The 26,989-nt window shown below is 69.0% G+C and carries 26 protein-coding genes; 11 read left to right on the top strand and 15 right to left on the bottom strand.

The genetic code is table 11. The annotated features are described in order from the left end of the window. Positions 1 to 278 precede the first annotated feature (278 nt). The 3 genes from VG502_RS10960 to VG502_RS10950 form a co-directional block, all read right to left on the bottom strand. The gene (locus VG502_RS10960) at positions 279 to 1,706 is read right to left on the bottom strand and encodes an HNH endonuclease signature motif containing protein (protein WP_325550083.1); all 1,428 of its coding nucleotides are present in this window, start codon (positions 1,704 to 1,706) and stop codon (positions 279 to 281) included. Positions 1,707 to 2,278: 572 nt separating this feature from the next. Beyond that, positions 2,279 to 2,749 carry a nuclear transport factor 2 family protein gene (locus tag VG502_RS10955; RefSeq protein ID WP_325550082.1) on the bottom strand — a complete coding sequence of 157 codons (471 nt, stop codon included), beginning with the start codon at positions 2,747 to 2,749 and terminating at the stop codon, positions 2,279 to 2,281. Between the two features lie 60 nt (positions 2,750 to 2,809). Continuing rightward, positions 2,810 to 3,955 (bottom strand): glycoside hydrolase family 3 N-terminal domain-containing protein, encoded by a 1,146-nt coding sequence (locus VG502_RS10950; RefSeq protein WP_325550081.1) that lies wholly within the window; start codon positions 3,953 to 3,955, stop codon positions 2,810 to 2,812. A 195-nt stretch (positions 3,956 to 4,150) separates the two neighbouring features. Between VG502_RS10950 and VG502_RS10945 the strand changes: the two genes are divergently transcribed. Next, the gene (locus VG502_RS10945; protein ID WP_325550080.1) at positions 4,151 to 5,842 is read left to right on the top strand and encodes an amidase; all 1,692 of its coding nucleotides are present in this window, start codon (positions 4,151 to 4,153) and stop codon (positions 5,840 to 5,842) included. 25 nt (positions 5,843 to 5,867) lie between these two features. Here the strand turns inward: VG502_RS10945 and VG502_RS10940 are convergent, their stop codons facing one another. From VG502_RS10940 to VG502_RS10930, 3 genes are read right to left on the bottom strand one after another with little or no spacing between them, the layout of a single operon-like run. After that, the gene (locus tag VG502_RS10940) at positions 5,868 to 6,761 is read right to left on the bottom strand and encodes a diacylglycerol/lipid kinase family protein (protein ID WP_325550079.1); all 894 of its coding nucleotides are present in this window, start codon (positions 6,759 to 6,761) and stop codon (positions 5,868 to 5,870) included. Next, positions 6,758 to 8,410, bottom strand: a complete 1,653-nt coding sequence (locus tag VG502_RS10935; protein ID WP_325550078.1) for an FAD-binding oxidoreductase — start codon at positions 8,408 to 8,410, stop codon at positions 6,758 to 6,760. Before VG502_RS10935 ends, VG502_RS10940 begins: the two co-directional genes overlap by 4 nt. Positions 8,411 to 8,414: 4 nt before the next feature. Beyond that, positions 8,415 to 9,971, bottom strand: a complete 1,557-nt coding sequence (locus VG502_RS10930) for a glycerol-3-phosphate dehydrogenase/oxidase (protein WP_325550077.1) — start codon at positions 9,969 to 9,971, stop codon at positions 8,415 to 8,417. Positions 9,972 to 10,037: 66 nt separating this feature from the next. Here VG502_RS10930 and VG502_RS10925 point away from each other — a divergent pair, with 66 nt between their 5' ends. From VG502_RS10925 to VG502_RS10915, 3 genes are all read left to right on the top strand, one after another. Next, positions 10,038 to 10,649, top strand: a complete 612-nt coding sequence (locus VG502_RS10925) for a TetR/AcrR family transcriptional regulator (RefSeq protein ID WP_325550076.1) — start codon at positions 10,038 to 10,040, stop codon at positions 10,647 to 10,649. 96 nt (positions 10,650 to 10,745) lie between these two features. Continuing rightward, positions 10,746 to 11,393, top strand: coding sequence for an MBL fold metallo-hydrolase (locus tag VG502_RS10920; protein WP_325550075.1), 648 nt, complete (start codon positions 10,746 to 10,748; stop codon positions 11,391 to 11,393). Continuing rightward, the gene (locus tag VG502_RS10915; protein WP_325550074.1) at positions 11,390 to 11,830 is read left to right on the top strand and encodes a MarR family winged helix-turn-helix transcriptional regulator; all 441 of its coding nucleotides are present in this window, start codon (positions 11,390 to 11,392) and stop codon (positions 11,828 to 11,830) included. The genes VG502_RS10920 and VG502_RS10915 overlap by 4 nt, the downstream gene beginning before the upstream one ends. A 29-nt stretch (positions 11,831 to 11,859) precedes the next feature. Here VG502_RS10915 and VG502_RS10910 read toward each other — a convergent pair whose 3' ends face one another. From VG502_RS10910 to VG502_RS10900, 3 genes are read right to left on the bottom strand one after another with little or no spacing between them, the layout of a single operon-like run. Next, a complete protein-coding gene (locus tag VG502_RS10910; protein ID WP_325550073.1) occupies positions 11,860 to 12,264 on the bottom strand; it encodes a (R)-mandelonitrile lyase in 405 nt (134 codons plus the stop codon). 47 nt (positions 12,265 to 12,311) lie between these two features. After that, a complete protein-coding gene (locus tag VG502_RS10905) occupies positions 12,312 to 13,334 on the bottom strand; it encodes a zinc-dependent alcohol dehydrogenase family protein (protein WP_325550072.1) in 1,023 nt (340 codons plus the stop codon). Between the two features lie 47 nt (positions 13,335 to 13,381). Then, the gene (locus VG502_RS10900) at positions 13,382 to 14,626 is read right to left on the bottom strand and encodes a multidrug effflux MFS transporter (RefSeq protein ID WP_325550071.1); all 1,245 of its coding nucleotides are present in this window, start codon (positions 14,624 to 14,626) and stop codon (positions 13,382 to 13,384) included. A gap of 103 nt (positions 14,627 to 14,729) precedes the next feature. On the opposite strand from VG502_RS10900, the gene VG502_RS10895 reads away from it, so the two are divergent. Continuing rightward, on the top strand, positions 14,730 to 15,623 hold the full coding sequence (locus VG502_RS10895) for a helix-turn-helix transcriptional regulator (protein ID WP_325550070.1): 894 nt from the start codon (positions 14,730 to 14,732) through the stop codon (positions 15,621 to 15,623). Here VG502_RS10895 and VG502_RS10890 read toward each other — a convergent pair. The 6 genes from VG502_RS10890 to ilvA form a co-directional block, all read right to left on the bottom strand. After that, positions 15,612 to 16,289: a GntR family transcriptional regulator gene (locus VG502_RS10890; protein ID WP_325550069.1), complete on the bottom strand. Its 678-nt coding sequence runs from the start codon at positions 16,287 to 16,289 to the stop codon at positions 15,612 to 15,614. The two genes, VG502_RS10895 and VG502_RS10890, sit on opposite strands and share 12 nt — an antisense overlap. Positions 16,290 to 16,328: 39 nt before the next feature. Beyond that, a complete protein-coding gene (locus VG502_RS10885) occupies positions 16,329 to 17,537 on the bottom strand; it encodes an alpha-hydroxy acid oxidase (RefSeq protein ID WP_325550068.1) in 1,209 nt (402 codons plus the stop codon). A 52-nt stretch (positions 17,538 to 17,589) separates the two neighbouring features. Continuing rightward, a complete protein-coding gene (locus VG502_RS10880) occupies positions 17,590 to 18,363 on the bottom strand; it encodes an amino acid ABC transporter ATP-binding protein (RefSeq protein ID WP_325550067.1) in 774 nt (257 codons plus the stop codon). After that, on the bottom strand, positions 18,360 to 19,295 hold the full coding sequence (locus VG502_RS10875; protein WP_325550066.1) for an amino acid ABC transporter permease: 936 nt from the start codon (positions 19,293 to 19,295) through the stop codon (positions 18,360 to 18,362). Before VG502_RS10875 ends, VG502_RS10880 begins: the two co-directional genes overlap by 4 nt. A gap of 4 nt (positions 19,296 to 19,299) precedes the next feature. Then, the gene (locus VG502_RS10870; protein WP_325550065.1) at positions 19,300 to 20,223 is read right to left on the bottom strand and encodes an ABC transporter substrate-binding protein; all 924 of its coding nucleotides are present in this window, start codon (positions 20,221 to 20,223) and stop codon (positions 19,300 to 19,302) included. 211 nt (positions 20,224 to 20,434) lie between these two features. Next, positions 20,435 to 21,730, bottom strand: a complete 1,296-nt coding sequence (ilvA, locus tag VG502_RS10865) for a threonine ammonia-lyase IlvA (RefSeq protein ID WP_325550064.1) — start codon at positions 21,728 to 21,730, stop codon at positions 20,435 to 20,437. 166 nt (positions 21,731 to 21,896) lie between these two features. Between ilvA and VG502_RS10860 the strand changes: the two genes are divergently transcribed. From VG502_RS10860 to VG502_RS10835, 6 genes are all read left to right on the top strand, one after another. Then, positions 21,897 to 22,436: a 2'-5' RNA ligase family protein gene (locus VG502_RS10860; protein WP_325550063.1), complete on the top strand. Its 540-nt coding sequence runs from the start codon at positions 21,897 to 21,899 to the stop codon at positions 22,434 to 22,436. A 10-nt stretch (positions 22,437 to 22,446) separates the two neighbouring features. Then, positions 22,447 to 22,971, top strand: a complete 525-nt coding sequence (locus VG502_RS10855) for a bifunctional adenosylcobinamide kinase/adenosylcobinamide-phosphate guanylyltransferase (RefSeq protein WP_325550062.1) — start codon at positions 22,447 to 22,449, stop codon at positions 22,969 to 22,971. A 131-nt stretch (positions 22,972 to 23,102) separates the two neighbouring features. Next, positions 23,103 to 24,299, top strand: a complete 1,197-nt coding sequence (locus VG502_RS10850) for a MarP family serine protease (protein ID WP_325550061.1) — start codon at positions 23,103 to 23,105, stop codon at positions 24,297 to 24,299. A 126-nt stretch (positions 24,300 to 24,425) separates the two neighbouring features. Beyond that, complete coding sequence (locus VG502_RS10845) at positions 24,426 to 24,614, top strand: hypothetical protein (RefSeq protein WP_325550060.1); 189 nt, start codon at positions 24,426 to 24,428, stop codon at positions 24,612 to 24,614. Between the two features lie 105 nt (positions 24,615 to 24,719). Next, positions 24,720 to 25,613 (top strand): SGNH/GDSL hydrolase family protein, encoded by an 894-nt coding sequence (locus VG502_RS10840; protein ID WP_325550059.1) that lies wholly within the window; start codon positions 24,720 to 24,722, stop codon positions 25,611 to 25,613. Between the two features lie 185 nt (positions 25,614 to 25,798). Then, the gene (locus tag VG502_RS10835; protein ID WP_325550058.1) at positions 25,799 to 26,968 is read left to right on the top strand and encodes a peptidoglycan-binding domain-containing protein; all 1,170 of its coding nucleotides are present in this window, start codon (positions 25,799 to 25,801) and stop codon (positions 26,966 to 26,968) included. Positions 26,969 to 26,989: the final 21 nt, after the last annotated feature.

The raw sequence follows: 26,989 nt of genomic DNA, 5'->3' as shown, positions 1-26,989 counted from the left end.
CGTGCGAGGACGGGACTCAGACAGTAGGTCCTGCCACCTGTATGCCGCTCTCCTCGCGCAACTCTCGCACGACGCCCCGCGACGGTGACTCGTCCGGCTGGACCTCTCTGCTGGGCACGTTCCAAAAGCTGGCCGCCCCATGCGGGATAGGAATCGCGTGCCAACACCACCATCTCGCAGTGGAATGCGAGGACGCCGGAGTACCTGCTCCCCAAAAGTCGCGAGTTGCACCGTCTACCGACGCTTCGGTGTCCCGAGGTGGCTGTCGCGGTTCGCGTTCAGGCGGCGGTGTTGTGGTGGCCGGGCATGCGGCCCGGTGTCAGGTCCCATTCGACCCGGTCGGGATGAACCTCGGCGGTGTAACCCTGCCGGTGCACGGTCTGATGGTGGCGGCCGCACAGCAACGCGGAATCGGCGAGGGAAGTGTCGCCGCCGGCCCACCACGGTGTCACGTGGTGAATCTCGCAGAAACCCGGTGGCCGGTCACACCCTGGGAAGGTGCAGCCGCCGTCGCGCAGGATCACTGCTGCCCTAATGGCTTTGGTGGCCAGGCGTTCTCGCCGACCCACATCGAGTGGTTGGCTGAGTCCGCCGAGCACGGCGGGGATCAGATCCGCACTACACGCGAACCGGCGAGCCGCACCCGCATCGACGATGTCACCGTTGCCCGTGGTCGCCCCGTGCCCGGCGAGCAGGTCCTGCAGGCTCATCGTCAACAACACTGTCGCAGCACTGGCTTGGGTGCCCTCACCGCTCGCCACTCGGGCACCCGCGCCGACCAGCTCCATCAGCGCGTCGGCCCGCCGCTTACCCGGCGACCGTTCATCCCGCACCGCGTCACCGGAGCCCGTCGCCGATCCCGAACCGGTCGACGCGTCGGACTCTTCTTGCCCGCCATCGGGGCGGAGCCCGAACGCGGCACCGGTCCCGCCGGTCCGGCTCGATCCGGTCGACACATCATCGGGTCTCGATACGCCGTCTCCCCCGCTACGCTCCTCCGCCGCTACTCTACCCGCATCCCCCACCTTGTCGTCCGCAGGCTTCGCAGGCCTCGGTGCGGATTTGGCGGTGATCGCTTCTTTAAGGATCGCGGCGTTCGCAGGCGACAACTCCGCCACGAGGCGCGACATCCCGGTCGCCGTGGTGGACCAGGTCAACGATTCGGTCTTCTCGAGTTTCTCGTCCTTGTCAGACAACTCGTCGGGGGCGAACTTGGCGATGATCCGCCGCGTCAACTGGGTCACCCCGGCAGCACCGAGTGCGGGGTCGAGTTGCAGAAACCAGCCCAGGATCTCGTCCCGGTCCGCGGTCGGGATAACGGGTCCCACCTTGTCCGCCTGTGTCAGGGCGGTGCGTGCGGATTCGACCGAACAGGCGCCGTCCCGCAAGGCCCGTGCGATCACTTGGTTCTTCCGTGCCCGGCACGCATCGGCCACCGAGGCCATCGCCCGGACCGTCTTCGGTTCGACCGGCACCCCACCGGCCAAGTGACCCATCAGCCACTGGCTCGTCGTAGCAGCAGGAGCCTTCTCGACTGTGCCCCGCCCCACTGCATCCGAGGTGACGATGGTCGCGACCTGCGCGGACCGCCCATGCAGTCGCAACAGGACGGACACCAACTCGTTCTCCTGCTCCTCACCCAACTGATGCATCGCGCCAGGGACCTCGTCCACCACCCGCGCGGCGGCACGCAAGATGGCAAGCACCTCCGGCCCACGACCCGGCTCCGCGCCCAGCAATTACTCCGGGTCGCCAGCGTCGCAAACAGGACCCGGATCGCGCATCATCGAATTAATGTTCATCGCCGAATCCCCTTCCCCCACTTGCGTTTTCGCGTATCTACAGGATACCAAAACCGGTCGCTTGCGTACAGGGTATTGCGCACAAAGATTCGAATTCACCGGCGCTAGATCGCACCCTCCGACGTCCCCGGTGCCCACGGCAGGGTTCTTTACGGCGTCGGACCTTTCGACCTGGTTACTGGAGCGAAACATCTTGTCGCTGAAGCGAATCCGGGCGTTGCGGTTGCCGCCGGCGCCGAGCGGCGCCGAGCCACAGCCCGGTGGGCATCAGCAACGAAGCTGTCAGTGCTCCGCCACCCAGTCGGGTCTATTTCGTCATACGCCTCAGTGTTGACCTGCGAGCGCCGGCGCCGCAGTCGTCATCGAATCGGAACGTCCGAATCCTGATTGAGCGGCATACTTCAGCGTTGACAGGCGTACGAAATTCGGTGAATTTCGTACGCCGGTCAATGCGCTTGTATGCCGGTCAATCGTGGTCAGAGCCCGAGGTCGGTCAGCCCGGGATGATCCGGCGGGCGCGGGCCCGGGGCGTCCCAGCGGTAGAGGCGATCCGACTCGTCGATCTGCAGATCGTTGATGCTGGCGTGCCGGAACTGGCAGCGCCCCTCGGCGTCGAACTGCCACTGCTCGTTGCCGTAGGAGCGATACCAGAGGCCGTCCTTGCCCATCGACTCCGACGCGAACCGCACGGCGATCCGGTTGCCGCCGAACGCCCACAGCTCCTTGATCAGCCGGTAGTCGCGCTCGCGGTCCCACTTCTGGATCAGGAACGCGACGATCTCGTCATACCCGTGCACCCACGTCGTCCGGTTGCGCCAGCGACTGTCCGGTGCGTATGCCGCGGCGACCTTCTCCGGATCGCGCGTGTTCCAAAGGTCTTCCGCCGCACGCACTTTCGCGGTTGCGCTGTCCCGGTCGAATGGTGGGACGAGCCCTTTTGCTGCCATGTCGCGACTCCTTGCGTCGTACCCGCCCGATCGCATTCAGTATGGCGCGGGCGGCGCGCCTCAGCTGAGGCTGTCGCGCAACCGCCGGATCCGGTTGAGCGCGATGACGAAATGCCCGGGGTTGAGCCGGCCACTTCGCAGTGCCGCGGTCACCGCACTGACGGCGGCGTCACCCTGACCGACGTCGCGGCCCGAGCAGAGCAACAGGTCCATGCCGGCCTCCGCGGCGAGGACGGACCGCTCGCCGGTGTCCCCGAACGGCTCGAGCGCACCGGCCTCGAGCGCGTCGGTGATCGTCACGCCCTGGAAGCGCTGCCGGCCGCGCAGGTCGCCACCGACGAAGGTCTTCGACAGGCCGGCCGGGTAGTCGGCGTCGATCGCCGGGTATGTCGCCCACGAGGTCATCACCAACTGGACACCCGCGTCGATCACAGGGGTGAACGGGAGCTCGTCGACCGAGCGGATCTCGTCGGCGGACTGGGTCAGGGTGACGACGCCGAGGTCGGTGTTCTCGTCACGTGTCGCCGCGCCGAGTCCGGGATAGTGCTTCGCGGTGGCCGCGACACCGGTTGCCTGCTGGGCGCGGACGAAGGCCGCACCGAGCGTCCCGCACACGACGGGGTCGGAGCTGTAGGAACGGCCGAAGCGGTCGTCGAAGTTGCCTTCCACCCGGTAGACGTCCTCCACCGGTGCGAGGTTGAGGTTCATGCCGACGGCCTTGAGTGCCTCGCCGGCGCCGGTGCCGGCCTTCGTCGCCTCGGCGAGCGGATCCGCGGAGGCGCCGATCTGCTTCTCGGACAGGATCGGCATCTGGCCGCGCAGCCGGCGGACGACACCGCCCTCCTGGTCGGTCATCAGCAGGAACGGCGACCCGCTCGTCGGGCTCTGCGCGTGCGCGGCCCGCAGCTCGGTCACCACATCCGCAATCTGCGAGAGGCTGAGGATGTTCTCGCCGAAGAAGATCAGCCCGCCGACGAGCCCGTCCCTGATGGACTGCATCAGCACATCGGACGGCGTGGCACCCGGGTAGGAGAAGATCACCCGCTGCCCGACCTGCTGCTCCGGCGACAGCTTGGCGAACCACGGCGGATCCACCTCAGCGGCCCGGGCCGGGTGCGTCGACGCCACACCGAGCGCCAGCCCGCCGCCGATCACCCCTCCCGCGCGGAGAACGGTGCGTCGACTGATCGGAAACTGCTGAGCCATGTCGTGCCTCCACATCGTGCGGGCGCCAGGGGTGCACCCGGACGTAAATCAGTTTCGCACTCCTGACCTGCCTGGTGTCTTGTTAACCGCCAGTTTGTACCGGGTCAACGGGGCGTCGGGAGCGCCATACAATTCGGCGGAGCCGGCGCTGCATCGCACGGAAAGCCCGGACCCACCGATCGGCAGGAGACCTCAGTGATCGATGTCGTCGAACGCTCCATCGCGGACCTGCGAGCCGCCCTCGCGTCGGGTGAGGCGACGGCCGTCGAGCTCGTCGACGCCTACCTGGCGCGCATCGAGGCGTATGACGGGCCGGGCACGGCGACCGCGCTGAACGCCGTCATCGTCCCCAACCCGGCGGCGCGCGCCGAGGCCGAGGCATCGGACCGGCGGCGTGCCGCCGGCGAGGTGCTGGGTCCGCTGGACGGCATCCCCTACACGGCCAAGGACAGCTACCTGGTCGAGGGACTCACCGCGGCCGCGGGCAGCCCGGCCTTCGCCGACCTGGTGGCGCAGCGCGACGCGTTCACCATCGAGCGGTTGCGCGCCGCCGGCGCGATCTGTCTCGGGCTGACCAACATGCCGCCGATGGCGAACGGCGGGATGCAGCGCGGCCTCTACGGCCGGGCGGAGAGCCCCTACAACGCCGAATTCCTCACTGCGCCCTTCGCATCCGGCTCGTCCAACGGATCCGGCACGGCCACCGCCGCCAGCTTCGCGGCGTTCGGGCTGGGTGAGGAGACGTGGTCCAGTGGCCGCGGCCCGGCGTCCAACAACGGGTTGTGCGCCTACACGCCGTCACGGGGCGTGATCTCGGTCCGCGGCAACTGGCCGCTGGTCCCCACGATGGACGTCGTGGTCCCGCACACGCGCACCATGGCGGACCTGCTGGAGGTGCTGGACGTCATCGTCGCCGACGATGCCGACACCCGCGGGGACTTCTGGCGGGTGCAGCCGTGGGTGGACATCCCTGCCTCGTCGACCGTCCGTCCACCGTCGTATGTCGCGCTACGCGAAGGCGTTTCGCTTGCCGGCAGACGGCTCGGCATACCGCGGATGTATGTGAACGCGGACCCGGACGCGGGCACCGGGACGACGATCGGCGGCCCGACCGGCGAGCGCATCGAGACCCGCGCCTCGGTGATCGACCTGTGGGAGGCAGCGCGCGCCGACCTCGAGGCCGCCGGCGCGACCGTCGTCGAGGTCGACTTCCCGGTCGTCTCGAACTACGAGGGCGACCGGGCCGGCGCACCGACGATCAGCACCCGCGGCTTCGTCAGCCCGGACTTCCTCGCCCAGGAGATCGAGGACCTGTCGGCGTGGTCGTGGGAGGACTTCCTGGCCGCGAACGGCGACCCGAAGCTGTCCTCGCTGGCCTCCGTCGACGGCGCCACGATCTTCCCGCACCCCGAGGGCGAACTGGACCGCTACACCGGCTTCCCGGACGACATCACGACCTACCCCGACTGGGTGCGCACCCACCCCGGTGCGACGTTGGCGGAGATGGCGACGCTCCCGGACGGGCTGGCCGGTCTGGAGCGCACCAGGCAGGTCGACCTCGAGGAATGGATGACGGACCTCGAGCTGGACGCCGTGGTCTTCCCGGCCGTCGCCGACGTCGGTCCCGCCGACACCGACGTCAACCCGGCGTCCGCGGACCTGGCCTGGCGCAACGGCACCTGGGTCGCCAACGGCAACCTGGTGATCCGCCACCTCGGCATACCGACCGTGACCGTGCCTCTGGGGGTCATGGCCGACATCGGTATGCCGGTCGGCCTGACCTTCGCCGGCCGTGCGTATGACGACACGGCCCTGCTCCGGCACGCCGCCGCCTTCGAGGCGATCAGGCCGCGCCGGATCGCGCCGCCGCGCACGCCGTCACTCTGAACCGCGTCACTCGGAACTGCGTCGGTCAGCTGTCGGCCGGAACCCGAACTGTCAACGACTGCGGGCGGATTCGCACGGTGGCGGGCGTGTGCGCGACCGCATCGCCGTCGGCGAAGATCTCGATCGGCTCGGCGCCGGGCGCTGCCTCGATGCGCACCTCGCGTGCGTGGCTGAAGCCGATGTCGGGGTGCCGGTCGTGCTTGCCGAGGTTGAACGCCGCCAGCTCCACACCGAGCTTGGGCAGGAAGACGTCACGCAGCAGCACGACGTCGATCAGACCGTCATCGACCTCCGCCTCGGGCGACAGCTTCAAGCCACCGCCATACCGGCCCGAGTTGGCGAAACCCGCTGAGTAGCCACGGAACTCGGAGCGCTCGCCATCGATGGTCAGCACCAGGTCGATGCGTTGTGGCTGCGCCACCGCGCGGATCACGCCATACAGGTAGACCCAGTGGCCCTTGATCCGGCGGGCGTTGTCGGCGTGGTGCTGCACGGTGGAGTCCATACCGAGGCTGACGTTGCCGACGCAGATGCGACCGTCGAGGTCCAGGACGTCGATGGTGCGGTCCTTGCCGTCGGCGACGATCGCGGCGGCCGCCGCGACATCCTTCGGGATGCCGAGCTTGCCGATGAAGTCGTTGCCGCGACCACCGGCGATGATGCCGAGCGAGGCGTCCGTGTCGACCAGCCCGGCCGCAACCGCGCGGACCATGCCGTCGCCGCCGAGCGAGACGACAACGGGCGCACCCTGCGCCGCGAACCCGGCGGCGAGTTCGGTGGCGTGCGTCTCACTCCTGCTCTCGACGAGCTCTGCGTCCAGCCCGTGCGTGGCGAAGGCGGCCCGCAGTGGTCCGACACGCTCCTGCACGGCGCCGTTGCGCGCGGAGGGGTTGAGGATGACGGGAACTGTTGAGGTCATAGCGCTTCCGGTCCGTTCATCAGCTTGCCGGGGTTCATGATCCCGGCCGGGTCGACTTCCGCCTTGGCGGCACGCAGCATCCGGACCCACAGGTCGCCGTTCTCCTGGAACATCCAGGGCGCATGGTCGGCGCCGCAGCCGTGGTGGTGCGTGCTCGTGGCGCCGCCGGCGATCATCGCGTCGCCCGCGGCAGACTTCAGGGCCTTCCACTGCGCCATCACGTCATCAGCCTTCTGCTGCGCGAAAACCGTGAAATAGAGCGAGCATCCGGCGGTGTAGAGGTGCGAGATGTGACAGAGCACGAAGCCCGGTGTGCCCTGCGCTCGGAGTGCGTCCTCCATCTCGACCCGGATCGACTCGTGCAGTTCGTCGATCTTGCTCCACGGCGCGGACGTCTCCATGGTGTCCACGAGCATGCCGTGCGTCAGGAGGGTGTCGCGCAGGTATGGCGTCGAGAAGCGGTGCTTCTCCCACATCGTCTCCGGGGCGCCGCCCAGCGCAATACCGTTGTGGTTCTTGGCGATCGATCGACCCGCAGCCTTGCGCGCCTTGGCCTCGGGCTTGCGTCCGTCATACCGCAGCGCCATCAGGCAGGGCGTCTTGATGCCCCGCGCGCGCAGGTAGGCCAGCAGGCCCTTGCGCTGCAGCCCGCTGCCGAGCTGCGCCAACCCGAATGCGGTCTCGTTGATGTCGGACAGGCGCGCGATGTCGGGGTGCAGCCCGCTCTGCTCCATCTCACGCAGCGCTGCCGCGCCGGAGGCGAAGTCGGGGAAGAAGAACGCGTCGGGCAGGGTCGCCTCCGGCTGGCGCTTGATGCGCAGCGTGGCCTCGGTGATGATGCCGAGCGTGCCCTCGCTGCCGACGAAGACCTGCCGGGGGTTGGGACCGGCGGCCGTCGCGGGGATGGTGTCCAGCTCGACGACACCGGTCGGCGTCGAGCAGCGCAGGCCGAAGACGTTCTCGTCGATGCGGCCGTAACCGGTCGACTGCTGGCCGGCCGAGCGGGTCGCGACCCAGCCGCCGACGGTGCTGAACTCGAACGACTGCGGGAAGTGGCCGAGGGTGAATCCCTTTGCCTGCAGCTTCTTTTCGAGGTCCGGGCCGAAGACACCGGCCTGCACCGTCGCGGTCAGCGACTCCTCGTCGATGGAGAGGATCTGGTCCAGCCGCGCCAGGCTGATGCAGATGCAGCTGTCGAAGCCGGGACGGAATGCGTCGATGCCGCCGACGACGCTGGTGCCACCGCCGAACGGGACGACCGCGATGTGCTCGTCGTGGCAGATCGCCAGCAGCTCGTCGACCTCCTGCGAGGAGGCCGGGTAGAGCACCGCGTCGGGGGCGAAGGGCACGTCGCCGCTGCGCAACCGGACGAGGTCGGGGTAGCTGCGGCCGGCGGCGTGCGACACCCGCGTCGCGTGGTCATCGCGGACGTATGCCGAACCGACGGCGGACTCGAACCGCTCTCGTGCGCTGACGGGCAACGCATTGACAGGGAGGTGAACGTCCTCCAGTGCAACGGGCGGGTTGTCGACGTCCTCGGGCCAGCCACAGGCCTCGGTCAGCATCGCGCGGGCGCCGGGCTTCACGGGACCGTCGTTGCCGTCCTCGCCCCACCCCCACCAACGCATTCGCGGTTCTGTGTTGTCCATGCGGTCAGCCTTCTTCCTGGTTGGTCTCGATGAGTTCGGGGGCGTGCTGCTGTACTGCGGTGACCAGGTCTGCCCGGTCGGCGTCGACCAGGCCCCAGCGGGTCCGGCGGTCGACGACGTCCTCGACCGTCAGCGCCAGCTCGTGCTCGACGGCGAAGCGAATCTCCGCGCCACTCAACGGAATTCCGGTGCGGACGGGCTCGCTCAGTGCGGCGTTCCCGGTGGCGTACGACGTCACGGTGGCCGCGTCGGTGCCGTAGCGGTCGATCAACCGCTCGGACAGCCCGGTGGAGGGAACCCCGGCGCCCGCGAGCGCCAGGTGCGTCGTGCGGCACGGGGCGGCAGTGAGGCCGGCCGACTCGACGGCGGCGTCGACGGCGTCCTGCGCCATACGCCGGTATGCCGTGAGCTTGCCTCCGACGATGGTGAGTGCACCGGTGCGCGAGTCGCGCACGAGAGCGTGCTTGCGGGAGAGGTCGGCGCTGGAGTCGGCGCTGCCTTTGAGCAGGGGCCGGAACCCGGCGTAGCTGCCGACCACGTCATCGGGGGTGAGCGGGTCCGCAAGCACGGCGTTGATCGTGTCGAGCAGGAACGACTGCTCCCCCTCGTCGGGCCGGGCCCGCTCCGGGATGGCGCCGTCATACGGGTCGTCGGTCAGGCCGATCATGACGAGGTCGTCGTGCCACGGAACGGCGAAGACGAACCGGCCGAAATGACCGGGCACCGGCGCCGTGACGGCCGCCGTCGGCCGGCCGAGTCGCTCGGCACGGACCAGCAGGTGCGAGCCCTTGCTCGGCGCCAGCTCGACCTCGTCGGAAAGCGAATCTGCCCAGACCCCAGCAGCATTGATGATCTGCGTCGCGCGGATCGTGAGCTGGGCGCCGGTGATCTCGTCGGTCACGTGCGCTCGGCCCGGCTCGATCGACGTGACGTTCGCGTAGGTGAGGATGCGCGCGCCGTATGCCGCGGCCGTCCGGGCGATGGTGACCACGAGTCGCGCATCGTCGATGAGCTGGCCGTCCCAGCTGAGCAGTCCCCCGCGCAGGCCCTGCGCCGCGGTCGCGGGAGCCAGCCGCCGTACGAGATGAGGGGGCACGCGGCTCGGGTGTGGCAGCAATGACCTGGGTGTCCGCGCCGCCATACGCAGTAGGTCGCCGGCGACGAAGCCGGCGCCGGCGACTGTCGCGCTGAAGTGACTGACACCACCGTGCAGCGGCAGCAGCATCGCCATCGGGCGCACGAGGTGCGGTGCGATGTCACTCATCAGGTGACCGCGTTCGACCGCGGACTCCCAGGCGATCGGGACGTCCAGCTTCGCCAGGTACCGCAGGCCGCCGTGCGCGAGCTTGGAGCTCCAGCGACTCGTGCCGAAGGCGAGGTCACGACGCTCGACGAGTGCGACGCTCAGTCCGCGGCTGACGGCGTCCAGTGCGACACCGACACCGGTGATCCCGCCGCCGACCACCAGCACGTCGACGCCCTCGCCGGATGCCAACTCGGCGAGCTCGCGAGTCCGGCGAGCGGCGTTCAGCGCTGCGTCGCCCGGAAGTGGTGAGGACATGTCGACCTTTCTGGTACGAAGTCGTGCCAGTTTGCGATGGGTCGGCGAAGTTGTCAAGATCACTGCATGGGAGAGCAAGCGCGTCCGTATGCCGGCGCAAGTCGTGAGGCGCGCCAGTCCGCCCGGCGCGAGCGACTCATCGACGCGGGGATCGCGTTGTTCGGCACCAGTGGCTTCCGCGCGGCGACCGTCGGTGGCGTGTGCGACACGGCCGGCCTGAACAAGCGTTATTTCTACGAGTCGTTCGCCACCCTCGAAGATCTGCTGTGCGCGGTCTACGAAGTGGTGGTGGCGGACCTCAAGCAGTCGCTCTTCTCACGCGGCGGCGACGATCCGCTCGCCGTGGTGCGTGGCTTCATCGACGGCTTCCTCGGCTGGGTGCAGGACAACCCGGTCCGCTCACGGGTGCATCTCTTCGAGGTGCTGGGCGTCAGTGAGCGGGTCGATGGGCTGTATCGCTCCTACGCGCGATCGGTCGGTGACGAGCTGTGCGACCGACTGGCCGCGACGATCGGAGTGACCGTCGACGGGCGACAGCGGCGCTTCCTCGGCGACGCCCTCGTCGGCGCGGGCATCCAGATCGCCGTCGACTGGGTGATCAGCGATTACGACCCACCGCGCGAGCAACTACTCGACGATGTCGACGGAATGTTCGGCGCGCTGCTCGCGTCGTCCTGAGGTTCGAGCGCAACCACCGGCCGTCGATCCCGGGGCATCGTCCGATATCCTTATATACAACATTGCTGTATATATTGCCGTATACAAGGAGGATCCGTGCTCCTGACGAAGCACTCGCACGCCTGCGTTCAACTGGCACATGCCGGACTGTCGGTCCTGGTCGACCCGGGGGCGTTCACGCCGGAGGCATCCGCGGCGCTCGACAGCGCGGACGTCGTGCTGGTCACCCACGACCACTTCGACCACCTCGACCTACAGCTGGTGGCCGGTCGTATGGCGAGCCGATCGCGCCTGGAGGTGTTCGGCCCCGCGTCGGCGGCCAAGGCGCTCATCGATGCCGGTGCGGAGCCGGCGCGCGTCCACGTCGTGACGGACGGACGACTCGACCTCGACGGGCTCGAGGTGCAGGCCGTCGCCGCGCCGCACGGCGCCATACACGAGGGGATCGCGGTGCCGGAGAACCTCGGCTACCTGATCGGCGGAAAGGTATTCCACCCCGGCGATTCGTATGCCGTGCCACCGTTTCCGGTCGACACGCTGCTCGTGCCGACCAGCGGCCCGTGGACCAAGGTCGGTGAGGCGATCGACTTCGTCACGGCCGTCGGCCCGCGGCGGAGCGTGCCGATCCACGACGTCATGCTCAGCGAGATCGGCCGGCGTTCGATGACGATGTTCCTCGGCCCCGATGGATTGACGCAGACCCCGCTGCACAATCTCGCCCCCGGCGAATCCCTCGAGCTGTGAACGCCATTCGCGGCGCCGAAGACCCGGACCAGGAGCTGGCCGAGCAACTCCGGCAGGCCATCGGCCGCCTGGTGCGTGCCACCCGGGGCCGGGCCGACGCGCTACCCCGCGCCCGGGCCGAGCTCCTCGGGCAGCTCGATCGCGACGGGCCGCAGACGATCGCCGACCTGGCCGCCGGCCGCGCCGTGCGGCACCAGGCGATGAGCCGTGCGGTCAAGGACGTCGAGGCGCTCGGTCTGGTCCGGCGCGAGGCCGACCCGCGCGACGCACGCGCCCAGCTGATCACGATCACCGCAGCCGGAACGGCGGCGATCGATCGTGACCGGAAAGCACGCCGTGACCTGCTCGCCACCGCCATCCGCGAGCGCCTCGACGACGCGGAACGGCTTGCGTTACAACAGGTTCCGCGCCTGCTGGACAAGCTGACCGCGCCGTAGGACCTGCCTGCCGGGTGGCCTGACGCCGGTCACCGGATCCCGGCGCCGTACTCGTCGTCGCCCACGTGCTCCAACCAGGTCACGACCTCGCCGCGCTCGTCGGCCTCCTGCATGGCGATGTGTGCCATGAAGCGGTCGGCTGTGGCGCCGTGCCAGTGCTCCTCACCCGGCTCGATGAATACGACGTCGCCGGGCCGTATCTCGGTGACCTCGCCGCCGCGGCGGGCGACGAACCCGATGCCGTCGGTGACATAGAGCGTCTGGCCCTTCGGGTGGGAGTGCCATGCGGTGCGGGCGCCGGGGGCGAACCGCACGTGCGCGCAGCCGATCGCGGACTGCTCGTCGGGGTTCCTGACGCCGTCGATGAGCACATCGCCGGTGAACCAGTCCTCCGGGCCGGGAGCCGTCCGTCCGCCGCTGGGTGTGATCTTCATATTCCGTTCCTCTCTGCTGGTCATCAGTGCCCCGATGGGGCGGGTGTTCACGGTTGCAGCAAAACCTTGATCGCCCGGCGCTGGTCCATCGCCCGGTAGCCGTCGGCGGCCCGGTCGAGGGGCAGGGTGAGGTCGAAAACCTTGCCGGGATTGATCTTTCGCCGCCAGATCAGGTCGATCAACTCGGGCAGGTACTGCCGCACCGGGGCCGGCCCGCCGTGCAGGTGGACGCCGGAGAAGAAGAGCTCGTCGCCGGGCAGTTGCACGTCGTGCGAGACACCGACATACCCGACGTGACCACCGGGCCGCGTGGCGCGGATGGCCTGCATCATCGACTCCTGGGTGCCGACGGCCTCGATGACCGAGTGCGCGCCGAGCCCGCCCGTGAGCTCCTTGATCCGGGCGACACCCTCATCGCCGCGCTGTTCGACGATGTCGGTGGCGCCGAACTCGCGGGCCAGCGCCTGACGCGACTCGTGCCGGCTCATCGCGATGATCCGCTCCGCGCCGAGCTGCCGAGCGGCGAGTACGGCGAGCAGCCCGACCGCGCCGTCGCCGACGACCGCGACGGTCTTGCCGGGGCCGGCCTCCGCGGCGACGGCAGCGAACCAGCCGGTGCCGAGCACATCCGAGGCCGCCAGCAGGGACGGGATCAGGTCCGCGTCCGGCTGTCCGGGCGTGGCGACCAGAGTCCCGTCGGCCAGTGGGATGCGAGCCCGCTCGGCCTGCGTGCCGATCGTGCCGTGCACGAATTCCGCATGCACACAACGGGATTGGTAGCCGGCCTGGCAGATCTCGCAGGTATTGTCCGAGATCACGAACGATCCGACGACGAAGTCGCCCACGGTCAGCGTCTTCACCTGGTCGCCGATCTCCTCGACGATGCCGACATACTCGTGCCCCATGGCGAGGTGATCGGCGGGTTCGGCGCCACGGTAGGGCCACAAGTCGGACCCGCAGACGCAGGTCGCCACGAGGCGGATGATCGCGTCGGTGGGCTCGAGAATGGTTGGCTCGTCACGGTTTTCGACACGGATGTCGCCCGGGGCTCGCATGATGACTCCACGCATGATGAGTTCTCCTTGATCGTGTGGCGGGACTTGTTGAATGGCGAGGATCAGTGCGTGCCGGCGAGCGCGGGCTCGTCGACCGCTGAGCGGGGTTCGGGCCGCGTGCGGCCGCCGCGCAGCAGTGCGAACGCTCCCACCGCGAGCACGACCGACCCGGTGGTGACGACGCCCAGCGGCACCATGGTGGCGGCGCCCGCGATCCCCACCAGCGGAGCGGATATCCCGCCGACGGCGAAGCGCGCCATACCCAGCAGCGAGGACGCGGTCCCGGCGATCTGCGGGTAGTCGGCCAGCGCGAGGGTGGTGGCGGGCGGCGTGGTGACGGCGACCCCGCTGACCATGACCAGCAGCGACACGAGCACGGCGGGCAGCGGCAACGCCGCCAGCCCGGTGACGAGCAGCCCGAGGGCACCCGCGGCGCACATCGCCAGGCCGACCGCCAGCGTGCCGGTCACGCTCCGGCGTTCGCTGGTGCGGCCGGCGACGTACCCGAAGACCATGAAGCCCGCCGAGTTGAGGCCGAACGCCAGCGCATACTGCTGCGGCGACAGGCCGTAGATCCCCTGCAACACGTATGTCGCGCCCGACAGGTAAGCGAACAGGGCCGCGTAGGTCAGGCCCTGCACCAGCACCGCGCCGACGAACCGGCGGTTGGCCAGCAGCACCCGGAAATCGCGTCCGGTCTGGGCGAAGCCGCCCGACGTACGGTGTGGCGCGGGCAGCGTCTCGCGGTAGACCAGGGCAGTCGCAGCGAGTATGACGACACCGGCCGCCGCCAGGAAGACGAACAGGCCACGCCAGTCGGTGACCCGCACGAGCTGGCCGCCGGCCAGCGGGCCGATGATCGCGGCCAGTCCGCCGAGGACCGTCAGCCGGCCGTAGTAGCGGATCAGCGCACCGCCGGAGTAGATGTCGCGCCCGGCGGCCTGGGCGATCACGATGCCGACCCCGCCGGCCAGGCCCTGGACCAGCCGGGCCGCGACCAGCGACTCGACCGTCGGACTGACCGCGCAGAGCAGCGAGGCCAGGACGTAGGCGACCAGCCCGGCATACAACGGGGTGGCGCGACCGAAGCGATCGGACAGCGGGCCGGCGACGAGCTGGCCGAGGGCCAGGCCGATCAGGCATGCGGTCACGGTCAGTTGCGCCATGGACGTCGCCGCGCCCAGCTCGTGGGTCAACGACGGCAACGCGGGCAGGTAGAGGTCCATCGAGATCGGCCCGAACACCGTCAGCAGGAGCAGGAGCGTCGGGAGTTGCCGACGGAGACGGCCGGTGGGAGAAGTGGTCACGTCATCCAGTAGACGGGTCGGGACGACGTCGTGGGAGTCACTGTCGAGGGGTGTACTGCCAGGGCATCCCACGGTGGCTCGCGGCGAACCTATCCTCGGCGGTATGGACAATCGAGCCGAAGTGCGGGAGTTCCTGATGTCCCGGCGCGCCAAGGTCACGCCGGCCCAGGTGGGGCTCGCGCCCGGGTCGAACCGGCGGGTGGCGGGGCTGCGGCGGACCGAGGTCGCGCTGCTCGCGGGCGTGAGCGTCGAGTACTACGCCAAACTGGAGCGCGGTGCGATCGCCGGAGCGTCCGCATCGGTCCTGGACTCGATCGCCGGCGCGCTGCAGCTGGATGACACCGAGCGAGCCCACCTGCTCGACCTGGCGCGCGCGGCTGACGGCATACCGGCTTCGGGGCGCAACCGGCGTCGTCCGACCAGGCAGACCACGTCGCGCCCGAGCCTGCAGTGGGCGCTCGAGGCCATCACCGACGGCGTTGCGTTCGTGCGCAATCCGCAGCAGGACCTGCTGGCCACCAACGCGATCGGCCGGATCTTCTACCAGCCGCTCATCGGTGACGGCGGACGCACACCGAACCTCGCCCGCTTCCAGTTCCTCGACCCCGCGTCCCGGGACTTCTATCCGAACTGGGACGTCTTCGCCGAGATGTGTGTCGCGATCATGCGCGCCGAAGCGGGCCGCGACCCGCACGACCGCGGGCTGCAGGACCTGGTCGGGGAGCTCTCCACCCGGAGCACGACCTTCCGGACGCTGTGGGCGTCGCACGACGTCCGCACCCATGGCACCGGCACCAAGCGTTTCCACCATCCCGATGTCGGCGAACTCGTGCTCGCCTACGAGGAACTCGCGATCACCGCCGAGCCCGGGCTGGTGCTGATGGTCTACACCGCGGAGCCCGGGTCACCCTCCAGGGAGCGCCTGCAACTGCTCGCGTCGCTGGCCGCCGAGCAGCCCGCACCGACTGTCCTGCAGCAGGGCGATTCACTGTCCTGACCCGCCCTCGCTCGCGAACATCGGCAGCTCGAGGGCTCGGCGGGTGATGCCGTCGATGTGCTGCAGCATCGCCTGCCGGGCGTCCTCGGGCGATCCGTGGCGAGCGGCGTCGACGATCTTGCGGTGCTCCTCGACGGTGTATTCGCCGCTCATCTGGTTGTGGACCAGCAGCCGGAACCGCTGGGTGTAGCCCTCGGTGGAGAGGTACATGCGCAGCATCGCGTCGCTGCCCACGGCCTCCGCGATCCGGCGGTGGAACACCTCGTCGGCATTCCAGTACGGGCGCCAGTCGGCGAATGCGTCGCCACCTGCCTGCGCCCGGTCGAGGTCGGCACTGATCCGCTCGAGGTCCGCCACCAGCGTCGGCGGGGCACTCGCGACGGCCCGTGCGGCGAGCTCCGGCTCGAGCATGCGCCGTGCCTCCAGCAGGTCACGTACCTCGGCAGGCGTCGGAGCCGGCGCCACCCGATAGCCACGCAGCGCTTCGCGGCGAACCATCCCGGTTGTCTCCAAGCGCGCGAGAGCCTCGCGCACCGGCGTGATCGACACGCCGAAGTCGCGAGCCAGCCGATCGATCGTCAGGCTCGCACCGGCGGGAACCTCGTTGTCCAACAGTTGCGCAAGGATCGCCTCGAAGACCTGGTCGGTCAGGACCTGGCGCCCCATGAGCCGGCTCCTGGTCCCGCGTTGGGCATCGGGCATGGTTCATCGCTCCTGACGAATCCGATCGAGTGGCAGCGGAACATCGTGACACGGTGTGGTCGGACGTCCGGCTACATTCCACAGCACCGACCGGTCGATCTCGGCAACCCGCCGCGCTCCGACGAAACCCATCGCACCGATCAGTTCCTCGCGGTAGACCGCGAAGGCGTGCTCGACGCCGGCCTGACCCCGGGCCGCCAGCGCGGATGCGAAGGGCCGCCCCGCCATCACCGCGTCGGCGCCGAGGGCCATCGCCTTGACGATGTCGTGGCCGCGGCGGATTCCGCCGTCGAGGAAGACCTGCGCCCCGCCATCGACCGCCTCGACGACCTCCGGCAGCACGTCGATCGTGGCCGGTTGTGCGTCGAACTGTCGCCCGCCGTGGTTGGACACGAAGACGGCGTCGACACCTTCGTGCACCGCTCGTTTCGCGTCCTCGCCGTTCATGATCCCCTTGATGACGACCTTGCCGGACCAGCGCCGGCGGATGTCCTGGATGTCGGACCAGGTCACCGCCTTGTTCTTGTTGTCCGCCATCCACTTGTTCATCTCCGACATGTTCATCGGTCGTGAATCGACGCTGTAGTTGCCGTAGGTCATCGCTCGGCCGGTGCGCCACTTCCAGATCCAACCCGGTTTGGTGGCGGTGCGCAGGTAGTCCACCACCGGCGGTCGTGGCGGCATCGACATCCCGTGGTGCAGGTCCCGCTCGCGCTTACTGGACGAGCTGACGTCGCCGGCGATGACGATGGTGTCCACACCGAGCGCCTCCACCCGGTCCAGGTAGTCGGCCACCTCGCGTGTGTCCTTCCAGAGCCCCACCTGGGCCCACACCGTCGCCGGTGTGCTGCCGACGACCTCTTCGATCGAGCAGCCGGCCCAGGCACTGTGCACGAAAATGCTTCCCGCCGCTGCCGCGGCGTTCGCGACGGCGACGTCCGACCCCGAGTCGAAGATCGTGAGCATTCCCATCGGTGAGACCAGCAGGGGCATCGTGACCTCGGTGCCCAGCAGCGTCGTCGTGGTGTCCAGTCCCGTGAGATCGACGAAGTTGCGCTGCTTCAGCAGGAGCGCGTCCAGGCTCTCGCGGTTGGCCCGCACCGTCGACTCGTCCAGCGCGCCACCCTCGAGATAGTCGTAGATCATCTTCGGTAGCTTGCGTCGCGCCGCACGCCGATAGTCGTCGATGCTGACAATCCACTTGGTATTCAAGGCTTCCTTCTCTTCTTCGGTTCGTTTCGGCAGTGCACGTCGGTCGCCCGGATCACGCCAGGACGCGATGCAGGAACCTGCGGGTGCGCTCGTGTTGTGGATTGCGCGTGACCTCGCGCGGATCGCCCTCCTCGACGATGACGCCACCGTCCATGAACACCAGGTCGTCGGCGACCTCGCGGACGAAACCGATCTCGTGGGTGACGACGACCATCGTCATACCGCCGTCGGCGAGCTTCCGCATGACGTCGAGGACGTCGCCGACAAGTTCCGGGTCGAGTGCCGAGGTCGGCTCGTCGAAGAGCATGAGAGTGGGCCGCATGGCCAACGCTCTGGCGATCGCGATGCGTTGTTGCTGGCCGCCGGACAGCTGGCTCGGATAGGAGCCGGTGCGGTCCCCCAGGCCCACCCAGTCCAGTAGTTCGCGGGCATGCTCCACGGCATCCGAACGCGACTCCTTCCGCACCTTCATCGGCGCGAGGATGAGGTTCTCCAGCACCGTCATGTGCGGAAACAGGTTGAACGACTGGAAGACCATGCCGACGTTCTCACGGGCCTTCGCCAGTTGGGCATCCGTTGCTTGCACGGGCCGGCCGTTGCGGACGGTGACACCCATGGGTTCGCCGTTGACGAGGATGTAACCGGAGTCGACCTCCTCCAACCGGTTCATGCATCGCAGGAACGTGGTCTTCCCCGACCCGGACGGCCCGATGATGCCGGTGACACCACCGCGGGGAACGGACAGGTCGACGCCCTTGAGCACCTCGACGGCGCCGAAGGATTTGTGCACCTGACACGCCTGCACGACGAGTTCGCTCGAGGTCATGCGCGCTTCCTCCTCAACGACGGACCACGGGACGTCAGCGATCGACCCGACGATCGACCCGACGATCGACCCGGTGACCGTCCCCGGTCCCCGCGGCCGTAGTGACGTTCGATCAGCATCTGTCCGAAACTGAGCACGCTCGTGACGATCAGGTACCAGGCACTGGCCGCGATGAGCAGCGGAATCGTCTGGTAGTTCTGGCTGTAGACGACCTGCGCCGAGTAGAGCAACTCGGGGAACGCGAGGACGCTGACGAGCGACGTGGTCTTCAGCATCGAGATCGTCTGGTTCCCGGTCGGCGGCACGATGAAGCGCATGGCCTGCGGAAGCGTCACGGTGCGGAACGTCGTGAACCGACGCAGGCCCAGCGATCGGGCGGCCTCGGCCTGGCCGTTCGGAACACTCAGCAGTCCGGCGCGCACGATCTCCGACATGTATGCCGATTCGTTGAGACCGAGGCCCAATATTGCGGCCATGAACGGGCTGATCAGCTGATTCGCGCTCCACGGACCGATGTGCGGATAGAGGGCCGCGATGAAACCCCAGAACAAGAGCTGGACGAAGACCGGCACGCCGCGGAAGAACCACACGAAGACGCCGGCGGCGCCATTCAGCATGCGGTTCGACGCGGTGCGAGCGAGCGCCAGTGCGATGCCGAGGACGATGCCGATCGCCATGGATATCGCGGTGAGTTCGAACGTCCGCAGCAGCCCCGTCACGAGCCGATGGGAGAAGAACCACTCGAACGCGATGTTCCAGCCGAATCGGTCATTGGTGGCCACCGCGACGACGATCGCCACGCCGAGCAGCACGACCACGCCGTTGATGATCCAGTCGCCGACCACCCGACGCTGCGGGTGTTGCATCAGGATGTCGTGATCCGGGTGCCGCCCCGGTGGCGTCTTCTCCAGTGTCAGAGCAGGGTCGGTCATCGACTCACTGCGCCTTGTCGAAGGCGAAGTCGGTGATCGCGCCGTCAGCCTGTCCCCACTTCGAGAGCGTCGACCGGTAGACACCTTGGTCGGTCAGCGATTGGAGGGCGCCCTTGATCGCGGTCTGCAGTTTCGCGCCCTTCTTGAACCCGATGCTGACCGGTGAGACATCGGTGTAGCCGAGCGCCTGAACCTTGGCACCCTGCTTGATCGCGTAGCCGAGAACACCGCCGTCGACATACACGGCGTCGATGCGTCCCGCCGCGAGCGAGAGCAGCGGTGTCTGCATGTCCGGGTAGGTCTTCTCCTGGATCTTCGGCTTGCCGGCCGCCGCGCACTTCTTGTTCATCTCCGGCACGTGGGTGGTGTTCTGGAACGACCCCTTCAGGTCGCCGACCTTGAAGCCGCAGAGGTCCTTGGTCACCTTCTTCGGATTCCCGCCCGCCACCCCGATGCCGCTGCCGGACTTGAAGTAGTCGACGAAGTCGAGCACCTTGAGCCGGTCCTTCGAGGGACTCATCTGGGACACCGCGATGTCGTACTTGGAGGCCTGCAAGCCGGGGATGATCGCGTCGAAGCTGGTGCCGACGACGCGGACCTTGAGGCCGAGGGCCTGTCCGAGCGCACGCGCCAGATCGGCGTCCAGGCCGCTGATCTTGTTGGTCTTCGTGTCGACATAGTGCAGCGGCGCCGAGCTCTCACTCATCACCGCGACCAGCTCACCCTTGTCCCGGATGGACGCCGGCAGCGCGGCCCTGGCCTTCTTGTCCACGGTGACGGCCGGCGTCTTCGCGCCCGCCGACACGGCGGCCGCACTCGGTGTGCTGCCGCCGGCCGAGGTGCCGCCACCGCTGCTCGGATCGGAGCAACCGGACAATGCCAAGGCGAGAGCGGCCCCAATCGGCGCGGCCAGGTAGCGAGCTTTCACAGCGTCTCCTCGTGTCCATGGAACCCGGCCCGCGGGCCGGCGTGCGATGTGTCGCACCTCACTTCATGGATCATGCATGATGCGTGATTTGCGGTCAAGACACTCGTGAGTAGGAAAAACGCGGCTCGCAGCTGACCGCGCAATGCGAGGGATGACGCTCGCGCGCCGCCGCTGTCGCCCACGTGGGACAGCGGCGGCAAGGGCGGATGACTCAGACCAGGTAACGCAGCATCGGGCTGTCCGGCGGGAGCGGCTCGACGACGAGCGGCGACTCCTCGGCGCGCCCGAGCAGCGCGTCGTATGACGCAGGATCGCCGAGCTCCACGCCGACCAGCGCGGGCCCGAACTCGCGGTTGTTGCGCTTGACGTATTCGAAGAAGGTGATGTCGTCGTCCGGGCCGAGGATGTCCTGCAGGAAGCGCCGCAGCGCACCCGGCTCCTGCGGGAAGTCGACGAGGAAGTAGTGCTTGCGTCCCTCGTGCACGAGTGCCCGCTCGATCACTTCGGCATACCGGCTGACGTCGTTGTTGCCGCCGGACAGCATGGCGACCACGGTCGCGTCGGGTTCGATGCCCCGCCGGTCCAGATCGGCCATCGCCATCGCACCGGATGGCTCGGCGATGATGCCGTCGACCTGGTAGAGCCGCAGCATCTCCTGGCAGATCGCGCCGGTTTCTACGGTCGCGACCTCGACACCGGCGTCCCGGATGATCTCGAAGGGATGGTCGCCGACCTTGCGGACCGCTGTGCCGTCCGCGAACGTGTCGATCTCACCCAGATCCAGCGGGCCACCCGCATCCAGCGCTCCCTGCAGGCTGGCCGCGCCGACCGGCTCCACAGCGATCACCCGGCATTTGTCGGCCCCGAACTCGGCGGGCGCCTCTGCGAGCGCGAGCAGCGCCCCGGCCAGCAGGCCGCCGCCACCCACGGGCACCAGGAGTATGTCGGGAGCGTGACCCAGCTCCTGCAGGATCTCGCGGGTGACGGTGCCCTGCCCGGCGATGACCCGCGGGTCGTCGAATGCCGGCGCCAGCGTCGCGCCGGTCCGCGAGGCATCCAGGACGGCCGCCTTCGACGCGTCGTCGTAGGTGTCGCCGTGCAGGATCAGCCGGACATACTCTCCGCCGAGCGCCGCGACCCGGTCCCGCTTCTGCCGAGGAGTGTTGCGAGGCAAGTAGATTCGCGCTTTGACGCCCAGCTCTGCACAAGCGAGCGCGACGCCCTGTGCGTGATTTCCGGCACTCGCACAGACGACTCCCTGCGCGCGTTCCTGCTCGCTGAGCCCGCGGATCAGATTGACCGCCCCGCGGATCTTGTAGGACCGCACCGGCTGCAGGTCCTCGCGCTTCAATAGCACCCGGGCGCCGACGAGTTCGCTGAGCCGGGCATTGGGGTGCAGCGGCGTCTGCACCGCGAAGCCCTCGATGGCGGTCGCGGCCCGCGCCACGACACCGGCCCCACCAGGCTGCTGGGGCGCCTCGGGTTCACGGTGTGCAGTGGCTGACACGCGGTTCCTTTCCGAATCATGGACGATGCGTCTCAATCTACGCACCGCAGGGGTTCCCGAAATGGCTCGTTCGCCGAGTGGACAACGGCGGGCCGGGCCGGCGGCCGCGCACGGGTCGCGGCGCGTCACTGCGGCCTTCCTACGGTAGGCACATGCAGCGTGACTCGTGGAGAACCGCCTGATGGGCCACACCGTGCTCGCCATACCCGTGCCGGCCTTCGAAACCACGGTGCGGGAGCGCACCGCGTTCTACGACCGGTCCTTCGTCTCCGCGGATGCCGGGTTCGCGCACGCGCACATCACCGTCCTCGGACCGTGGGTGGCGCAGCCGACGGTCGACGACCTGGCTGCCGTTGCCGAAATCACCTCGACCACAACGTATTTCGACGTAAAGCTGGCACAACTGGACGAGTTCCCCGACGGCCTGCTGCACCTGCGACCGGAGCCGGACGACGAGTTGCGTCGGCTGACCACACGACTCGCAGCGAGGTTCCCGGCCCATCCGCCGTATGGCGGAACCTTCACCGACGTGGTGCCGCACCTGACGCTGGACCGGCGCTCGGCGACGGTCACCCCGGAGGCCGTCCACGCCCGGGTTGCGCACCTGCTGCCCGCCACGGTGTCGGTCGACCGCATCGACCTGCAATGGTGGGCGAACGACGACTGCCGTCTGCTGCACACGTTTCGGCTGCAGCGCGACCGATGAAGGGATCGACGTGAGGACACTGGTCACCGGCGGGGTCCGCTCCGGCAAGTCGCGGCACGCCGAGTCGCTCGTGGCGGGCTTGCCGTCGGTCACGTATGTCGCACCCGGCCCCACCACGACGGAGGATCCCGACCCCGACTGGGCCGCCCGCATCGCAGCACACCGGCAGCGGCGACCCGCGCACTGGAGCACGCTCGAGACCCGCGATCTGACCGCAGCGTTACGGATCGACGGCCCGGTGATCGTGGATTGCCTGGGCACCTGGCTGACCGCGGTCCTGGACGAACACGCGCTCTGGGACCGCCTGGGCGACGCCGCCGCCGACACCGTCCACCGCCTGGTCTCGGACGCCGCCGACCTGCTGCGGAGCCGCACTCAGGTCGTCCTCGTCACGAATGAGGTCGGCCTGGGCGTGGTGCCCGCGCATCGCTCCGGGCGCGTCTTCCGCGACCTGCTCGGCGTGGTCAACCAGCGACTCGCCGCAGCGTGCGATGAGGTGCACCTGGTTGTTGCGGGCCGGGTGCTCGTGCTCTGACCAATCGCGCGCCCCGCCGGTCAGCAGAGCGCCGGGCGGGGCGCGGATCGGGATCGCCCTCGCCGTACTCCCGGGTTCGGATGGTGAACTGGACCCACCCGAACCGAGGAGGCTGAGATGAGGTCCCGACGATGATCAGTGGCGCGGCGGCCCTTGACCTCGTGCTGGTGCTGGTGCTGATCGGCTACGCCATCGGACACTACCGCGCCGGGTTCGTCGCGAGCGTGCTGTCGCTGGCCGGGTTCCTCGCCGGCGGTTTCCTCGGACTGTGGCTGCTGCCGGGCCTCTTGAACCGCTGGTCGGCGACGGCCGACAGCGCCCTGGGGCAAGGACTCCTGCTGGTCATGGGAGTGCTGACGCTGGCGACGGTCGGGCAGGTCGCCGGTGCGCATGCTGGTGGCCGGTTGCGATCCCGCCTGCGCTTCCAGCCCGCGCGCACGGCGGACTCGGTGCTCGGCGCGGTAGCGGGTGTGTTGGTCGCTGCGACGCTGGCGTGGTTCGTCGCCGGCGCCGTCCAGGGAACGTTGCCGACGAGCGCCTCGGAGGCGATCGCGCACTCTCGCGTCCTGCGCGGTGTCGATCGGATCATGCCGTCGCAGGCCGACCGGTTCTTCGCCGGCGTGCGACAGATGGTCGACGACCGGGGCATGCCGGACCTGTATGCCGGGCCGATCGCGCCGGTGGGACCGCCGGAGCCCGGGGTGCTGCATGCACGCGGCGTCGCCGGCGCCGCCGGTTCGATCGTGAAGGTCACTGGCGATGCGGACGGCTGCGGACGCGAACAGGAGGGCACCGGCTGGGTGGTCGCGCCGCACCGCGTGGTCACCAACGCCCACGTCGTCGCGGGCGTCGACCACCCTGTGGTGCAGGTGGGTGGCACCGGACGCAGCTATCCGGCGACCCCGGTGGCATTCTCGCAGGATCGGGACATCGCGGTGCTGGCGGTGCCGGGCCTGGTCGCCCGGCCACTCCCCACGGGCGCCGAACTCTCCCGCGGCGACGCCGCGGTGGTCGCCGGCTTTCCCGAGAACGGCCCCTACCGGCTCGACGGCGCCAGGATCAACGCGCGCCTGCTCGCTCTGGGCACGAACATCTACGGCCAACCAGCCGCGGCGCGAGAGGTGTATGCGATCACCGGGCGCGTGGAACCGGGCAACTCCGGCGGGCCGTTGCTGTCGTCGACGGGACGGGTCGTGGGCACCGTCTTCGCGAGGTCCGCCCGCGGCGCACCCACCGGATACGCACTGACCCTCGCCGAGAGTCGTCCGGTCGTCGAGGACGCGGCCCACTCCACGACGCCGGTCCCGACCGGGGCATGTGTCGGGTGAACCCGGACACGAACGACCGGACGCGCGTACGGGCAGGAGGCGCTGTGCCCGAGAGCCGGACCGACCCGGGTCGCGAGACCGCGGCCGCGCGATATCGACCACCTCGCCTACGTCGACGAGGCGATCGTGCTCGCGGCGCAGGACCCGGAACGTTTCGCGCGCGAGGCGGCGGAGCTGACCGCGCCCGGCGAGGCCCGAGTCGCCACCGACCGCCTTCGCCACGCCGCCCACCTCCGGGTCGCCTCCCGGGCCGTCAGCCACTCTGACGCCGCGATCCGGATCGCCCGGACCGAGGATTCGCTGCGCGCGTTGTGATCCGTCACAGCGGGATCGTCCGATGTCTGGGCGAGGTTCCCAGGTCGGAAGCGGGTGATCATGCCCCAGCATCGAGGAGCGCCCGACACACACCAGGAGAACTTCATGCGTTCCAGTCGCCTCAAGTCCATCGGCCTGGCCCTCGCCGGCTCGTTCCTCGCGCTCGGCACCACCGCCACGGCTGTGCCCTCGGCCACCGCCGCCACCGCCGCCACCGGCGCCATGGCAACCAGCAGGGCCAAGCCCATGACGACGACGTCCTACCCGAACTCGATGGATGCGCTCGGGGACTCGATGACCCGCGCCTTCAACACCGACTGCCCGTCCGCCTGGACCGACTGCCCGGCCAACTCGTGGTCCACCGGCACCAACAGCGCGGTGAACAGCTACTACCTCAGGCTGCGCTCCCTGAACCCCGCCATCGACGGGAACAACTTCAACGACGCGATCAGCGGCGACAAGATGTTCGATCTCCAGCGGCAGGCTTCCTCGGCCGTGCTGCGCAACGCCGGCCTGGTCACCATCCTGATGGGCAACAACGATGCCTGTGGGGGCGCCAGCGGCGCGATGACCAGCGTGTCCGACTTCAAGTCGCAGTTCACCGCGGCGCTGAACACACTCGCCACGCAGGCGCCGAACACCCAGGTCCGGGTCGCCTCGCTGCCGGACGCCTACCAACTGTGGACCCTGTTCCACAACGATCCCGCTGCCGTGAACGCCTGGCAGACCTACAACGAGTGCAACGCGCTGCTGCTCAACCCGACCTCCACCGCGCAGGCCGACGTGGACCGTCGAGCGGCGTTCCGGCAGCGCGAGATCGACTACAACACAGTGCTGGGCCAGGTCTGCGCGCAGTACACCAACTGCCGGTATGACGGCGGCGCCAACTTCAACGTCACCTTCACCACCGGCGACGTGTCCACCGACGACTACTTCCACCCCAGCACGGCCGGGCAGGCCGCCCTCGCAGCGAGCGAGTGGTCGACGAACGGCTTCTGACCGGGCCGCTCCTGAACCGCCACCGCGTGCCGACCTGTCATCTGGTCACGGCGGTGGCGGTTCGGCTGTATCAACCGCGGCCCCGGGCGACTCCTCCCGGGTGTGCGTCGTATGACGCAACGCGCGCCCCCGCCGACAGGACCGGGACGGGCCATTCGCGCGCCATACCGAACGGGAGCCCACCGATGTCCGATCAGACCACCACACCCGCGCGGATGCGCGGCGCCATACCGACCCCGCGCCACGTGCTCGCTGCGGCACGCGCATTCGCACCACCGGTCGCAGCGCCGATGCAGTTCCTGACAGTCCCGAGCCGAATCTCCATGTGGGGCAACGATGTTCACGGTGACTGCGTCACCGCGGAGGAGGCGTTCGCCAAGGCATGCCACAACCCGGAGATCTTCATCACCGACACCGAGGTGATCAGCTGGGCGACCGGGCACGACGTCCTGGAGGGCGCGTACCTGCCCGACGTCCTCACCTGGATGCAGCACGACGGCTTCCGCCAGGGCGGCCAGGTGTATGACGACGGGACGCACGCCACCGTCGACTGGACCAACCCGTCCGCACTGCACGCCGCGATCGCACAGGGCCCGGTGAAGCTGGGGGTCGCAGCGGACCAGCTGGACGACGCCTGGCTCAGCACTGGTGGTGCGAACGGATGGTTCGCCACCGGCTTCCACGCCGACCCGAACGAGGATCACTGCGTCTCGCTGAGCGGCTACGGCACCATCGGCTGGCTGGCCGGGCAACTCCACGTGAGCGTGCCCAGCGGAGTCAATGCGGGAGCTCCCGGCTATGCGTTGTTCACCTGGAACTCGATCGGGATCATCGACCAGCCGTCGATGGTCAACATCACCGCCGAGGCGTGGGTGCGCCAGCCGACAACCGTCATACCGAGCAACCTGCTGCCGTGGCCGGTGCTGCGCAAGGGCGCGAACGGTCACCCGGTGCCGACGTTGCAACACCTGCTCAACGGTCGCGGGGCGTCGCTCACCGCGGACGGTGACTTCGGCCCGAAGACCGATGCCGCGGTGCGGAAGTTCCAGCAGAGTGCCGGGCTCACGGTCGACGGCATCGTCGGGCCGGCCACCTGGTCGCACGTGATCCGCACCGTCAGTCAGGGCAGCCACGGTGAGGCCGTCAAGGGCGTGCAGGTCGAGATCAACTTCCGCAACCTGTCCGGCAACCCCGCAACCTATCTGGCGGTCGACGGGCAATACGGCCCCAAGACGAAGGCCGCGGTCCGCGCCTTCCAGCAGGCCGTGCATCTCGAGGTGCCGTCGGTCGTTGTCGACGGGGTGTGCGGTCCGGTCACCTGGCAGGCGCTGGTGAGCGGGATGCTGTCCGGCTGAGCAGGCAGCGGGCGCCGCCGC

It is taken from the genome of Flexivirga sp. (genome assembly GCF_035551235.1).
In the GTDB taxonomy this organism is placed as follows: domain Bacteria; phylum Actinomycetota; class Actinomycetes; order Actinomycetales; family Dermatophilaceae; genus Flexivirga.
Note: the sequence above shows the minus strand (reverse complement) of the source record. Positions and strands in the feature narration are given on the sequence as shown.

Excerpts from the sequence above, each read along its gene's own strand:
- VG502_RS10905 (WP_325550072.1), bottom strand. The coding sequence starts at position 13,334 with ATGCGTGGAGTCATCATGCGAGCCCCGGGCGACATCCGTGTCGAAAAC.
- VG502_RS10850 (WP_325550061.1), top strand. The coding sequence starts at position 23,103 with ATGATCAGTGGCGCGGCGGCCCTTGACCTCGTGCTGGTGCTGGTGCTG.
- VG502_RS10940 (WP_325550079.1), bottom strand. The coding sequence starts at position 6,761 with ATGACCTCAACAGTTCCCGTCATCCTCAACCCCTCCGCGCGCAACGGC.
- VG502_RS10875 (WP_325550066.1), bottom strand. The coding sequence starts at position 19,295 with ATGACCGACCCTGCTCTGACACTGGAGAAGACGCCACCGGGGCGGCAC.
- VG502_RS10950 (WP_325550081.1), bottom strand. The coding sequence starts at position 3,955 with ATGGCTCAGCAGTTTCCGATCAGTCGACGCACCGTTCTCCGCGCGGGA.
- VG502_RS10910 (WP_325550073.1), bottom strand. The coding sequence starts at position 12,264 with ATGAAGATCACACCCAGCGGCGGACGGACGGCTCCCGGCCCGGAGGAC.
- VG502_RS10930 (WP_325550077.1), bottom strand. The coding sequence starts at position 9,971 with ATGTCCTCACCACTTCCGGGCGACGCAGCGCTGAACGCCGCTCGCCGG.
- VG502_RS10895 (WP_325550070.1), top strand. The coding sequence starts at position 14,730 with ATGGACAATCGAGCCGAAGTGCGGGAGTTCCTGATGTCCCGGCGCGCC.
- VG502_RS10925 (WP_325550076.1), top strand. The coding sequence starts at position 10,038 with ATGGGAGAGCAAGCGCGTCCGTATGCCGGCGCAAGTCGTGAGGCGCGC.
- VG502_RS10935 (WP_325550078.1), bottom strand. The coding sequence starts at position 8,410 with ATGGACAACACAGAACCGCGAATGCGTTGGTGGGGGTGGGGCGAGGAC.
- VG502_RS10880 (WP_325550067.1), bottom strand. The coding sequence starts at position 18,363 with ATGACCTCGAGCGAACTCGTCGTGCAGGCGTGTCAGGTGCACAAATCC.
- VG502_RS10840 (WP_325550059.1), top strand. The coding sequence starts at position 24,720 with ATGCGTTCCAGTCGCCTCAAGTCCATCGGCCTGGCCCTCGCCGGCTCG.
- VG502_RS10955 (WP_325550082.1), bottom strand. The coding sequence starts at position 2,749 with ATGGCAGCAAAAGGGCTCGTCCCACCATTCGACCGGGACAGCGCAACC.
- VG502_RS10835 (WP_325550058.1), top strand. The coding sequence starts at position 25,799 with ATGTCCGATCAGACCACCACACCCGCGCGGATGCGCGGCGCCATACCG.
- VG502_RS10890 (WP_325550069.1), bottom strand. The coding sequence starts at position 16,289 with ATGGGGCGCCAGGTCCTGACCGACCAGGTCTTCGAGGCGATCCTTGCG.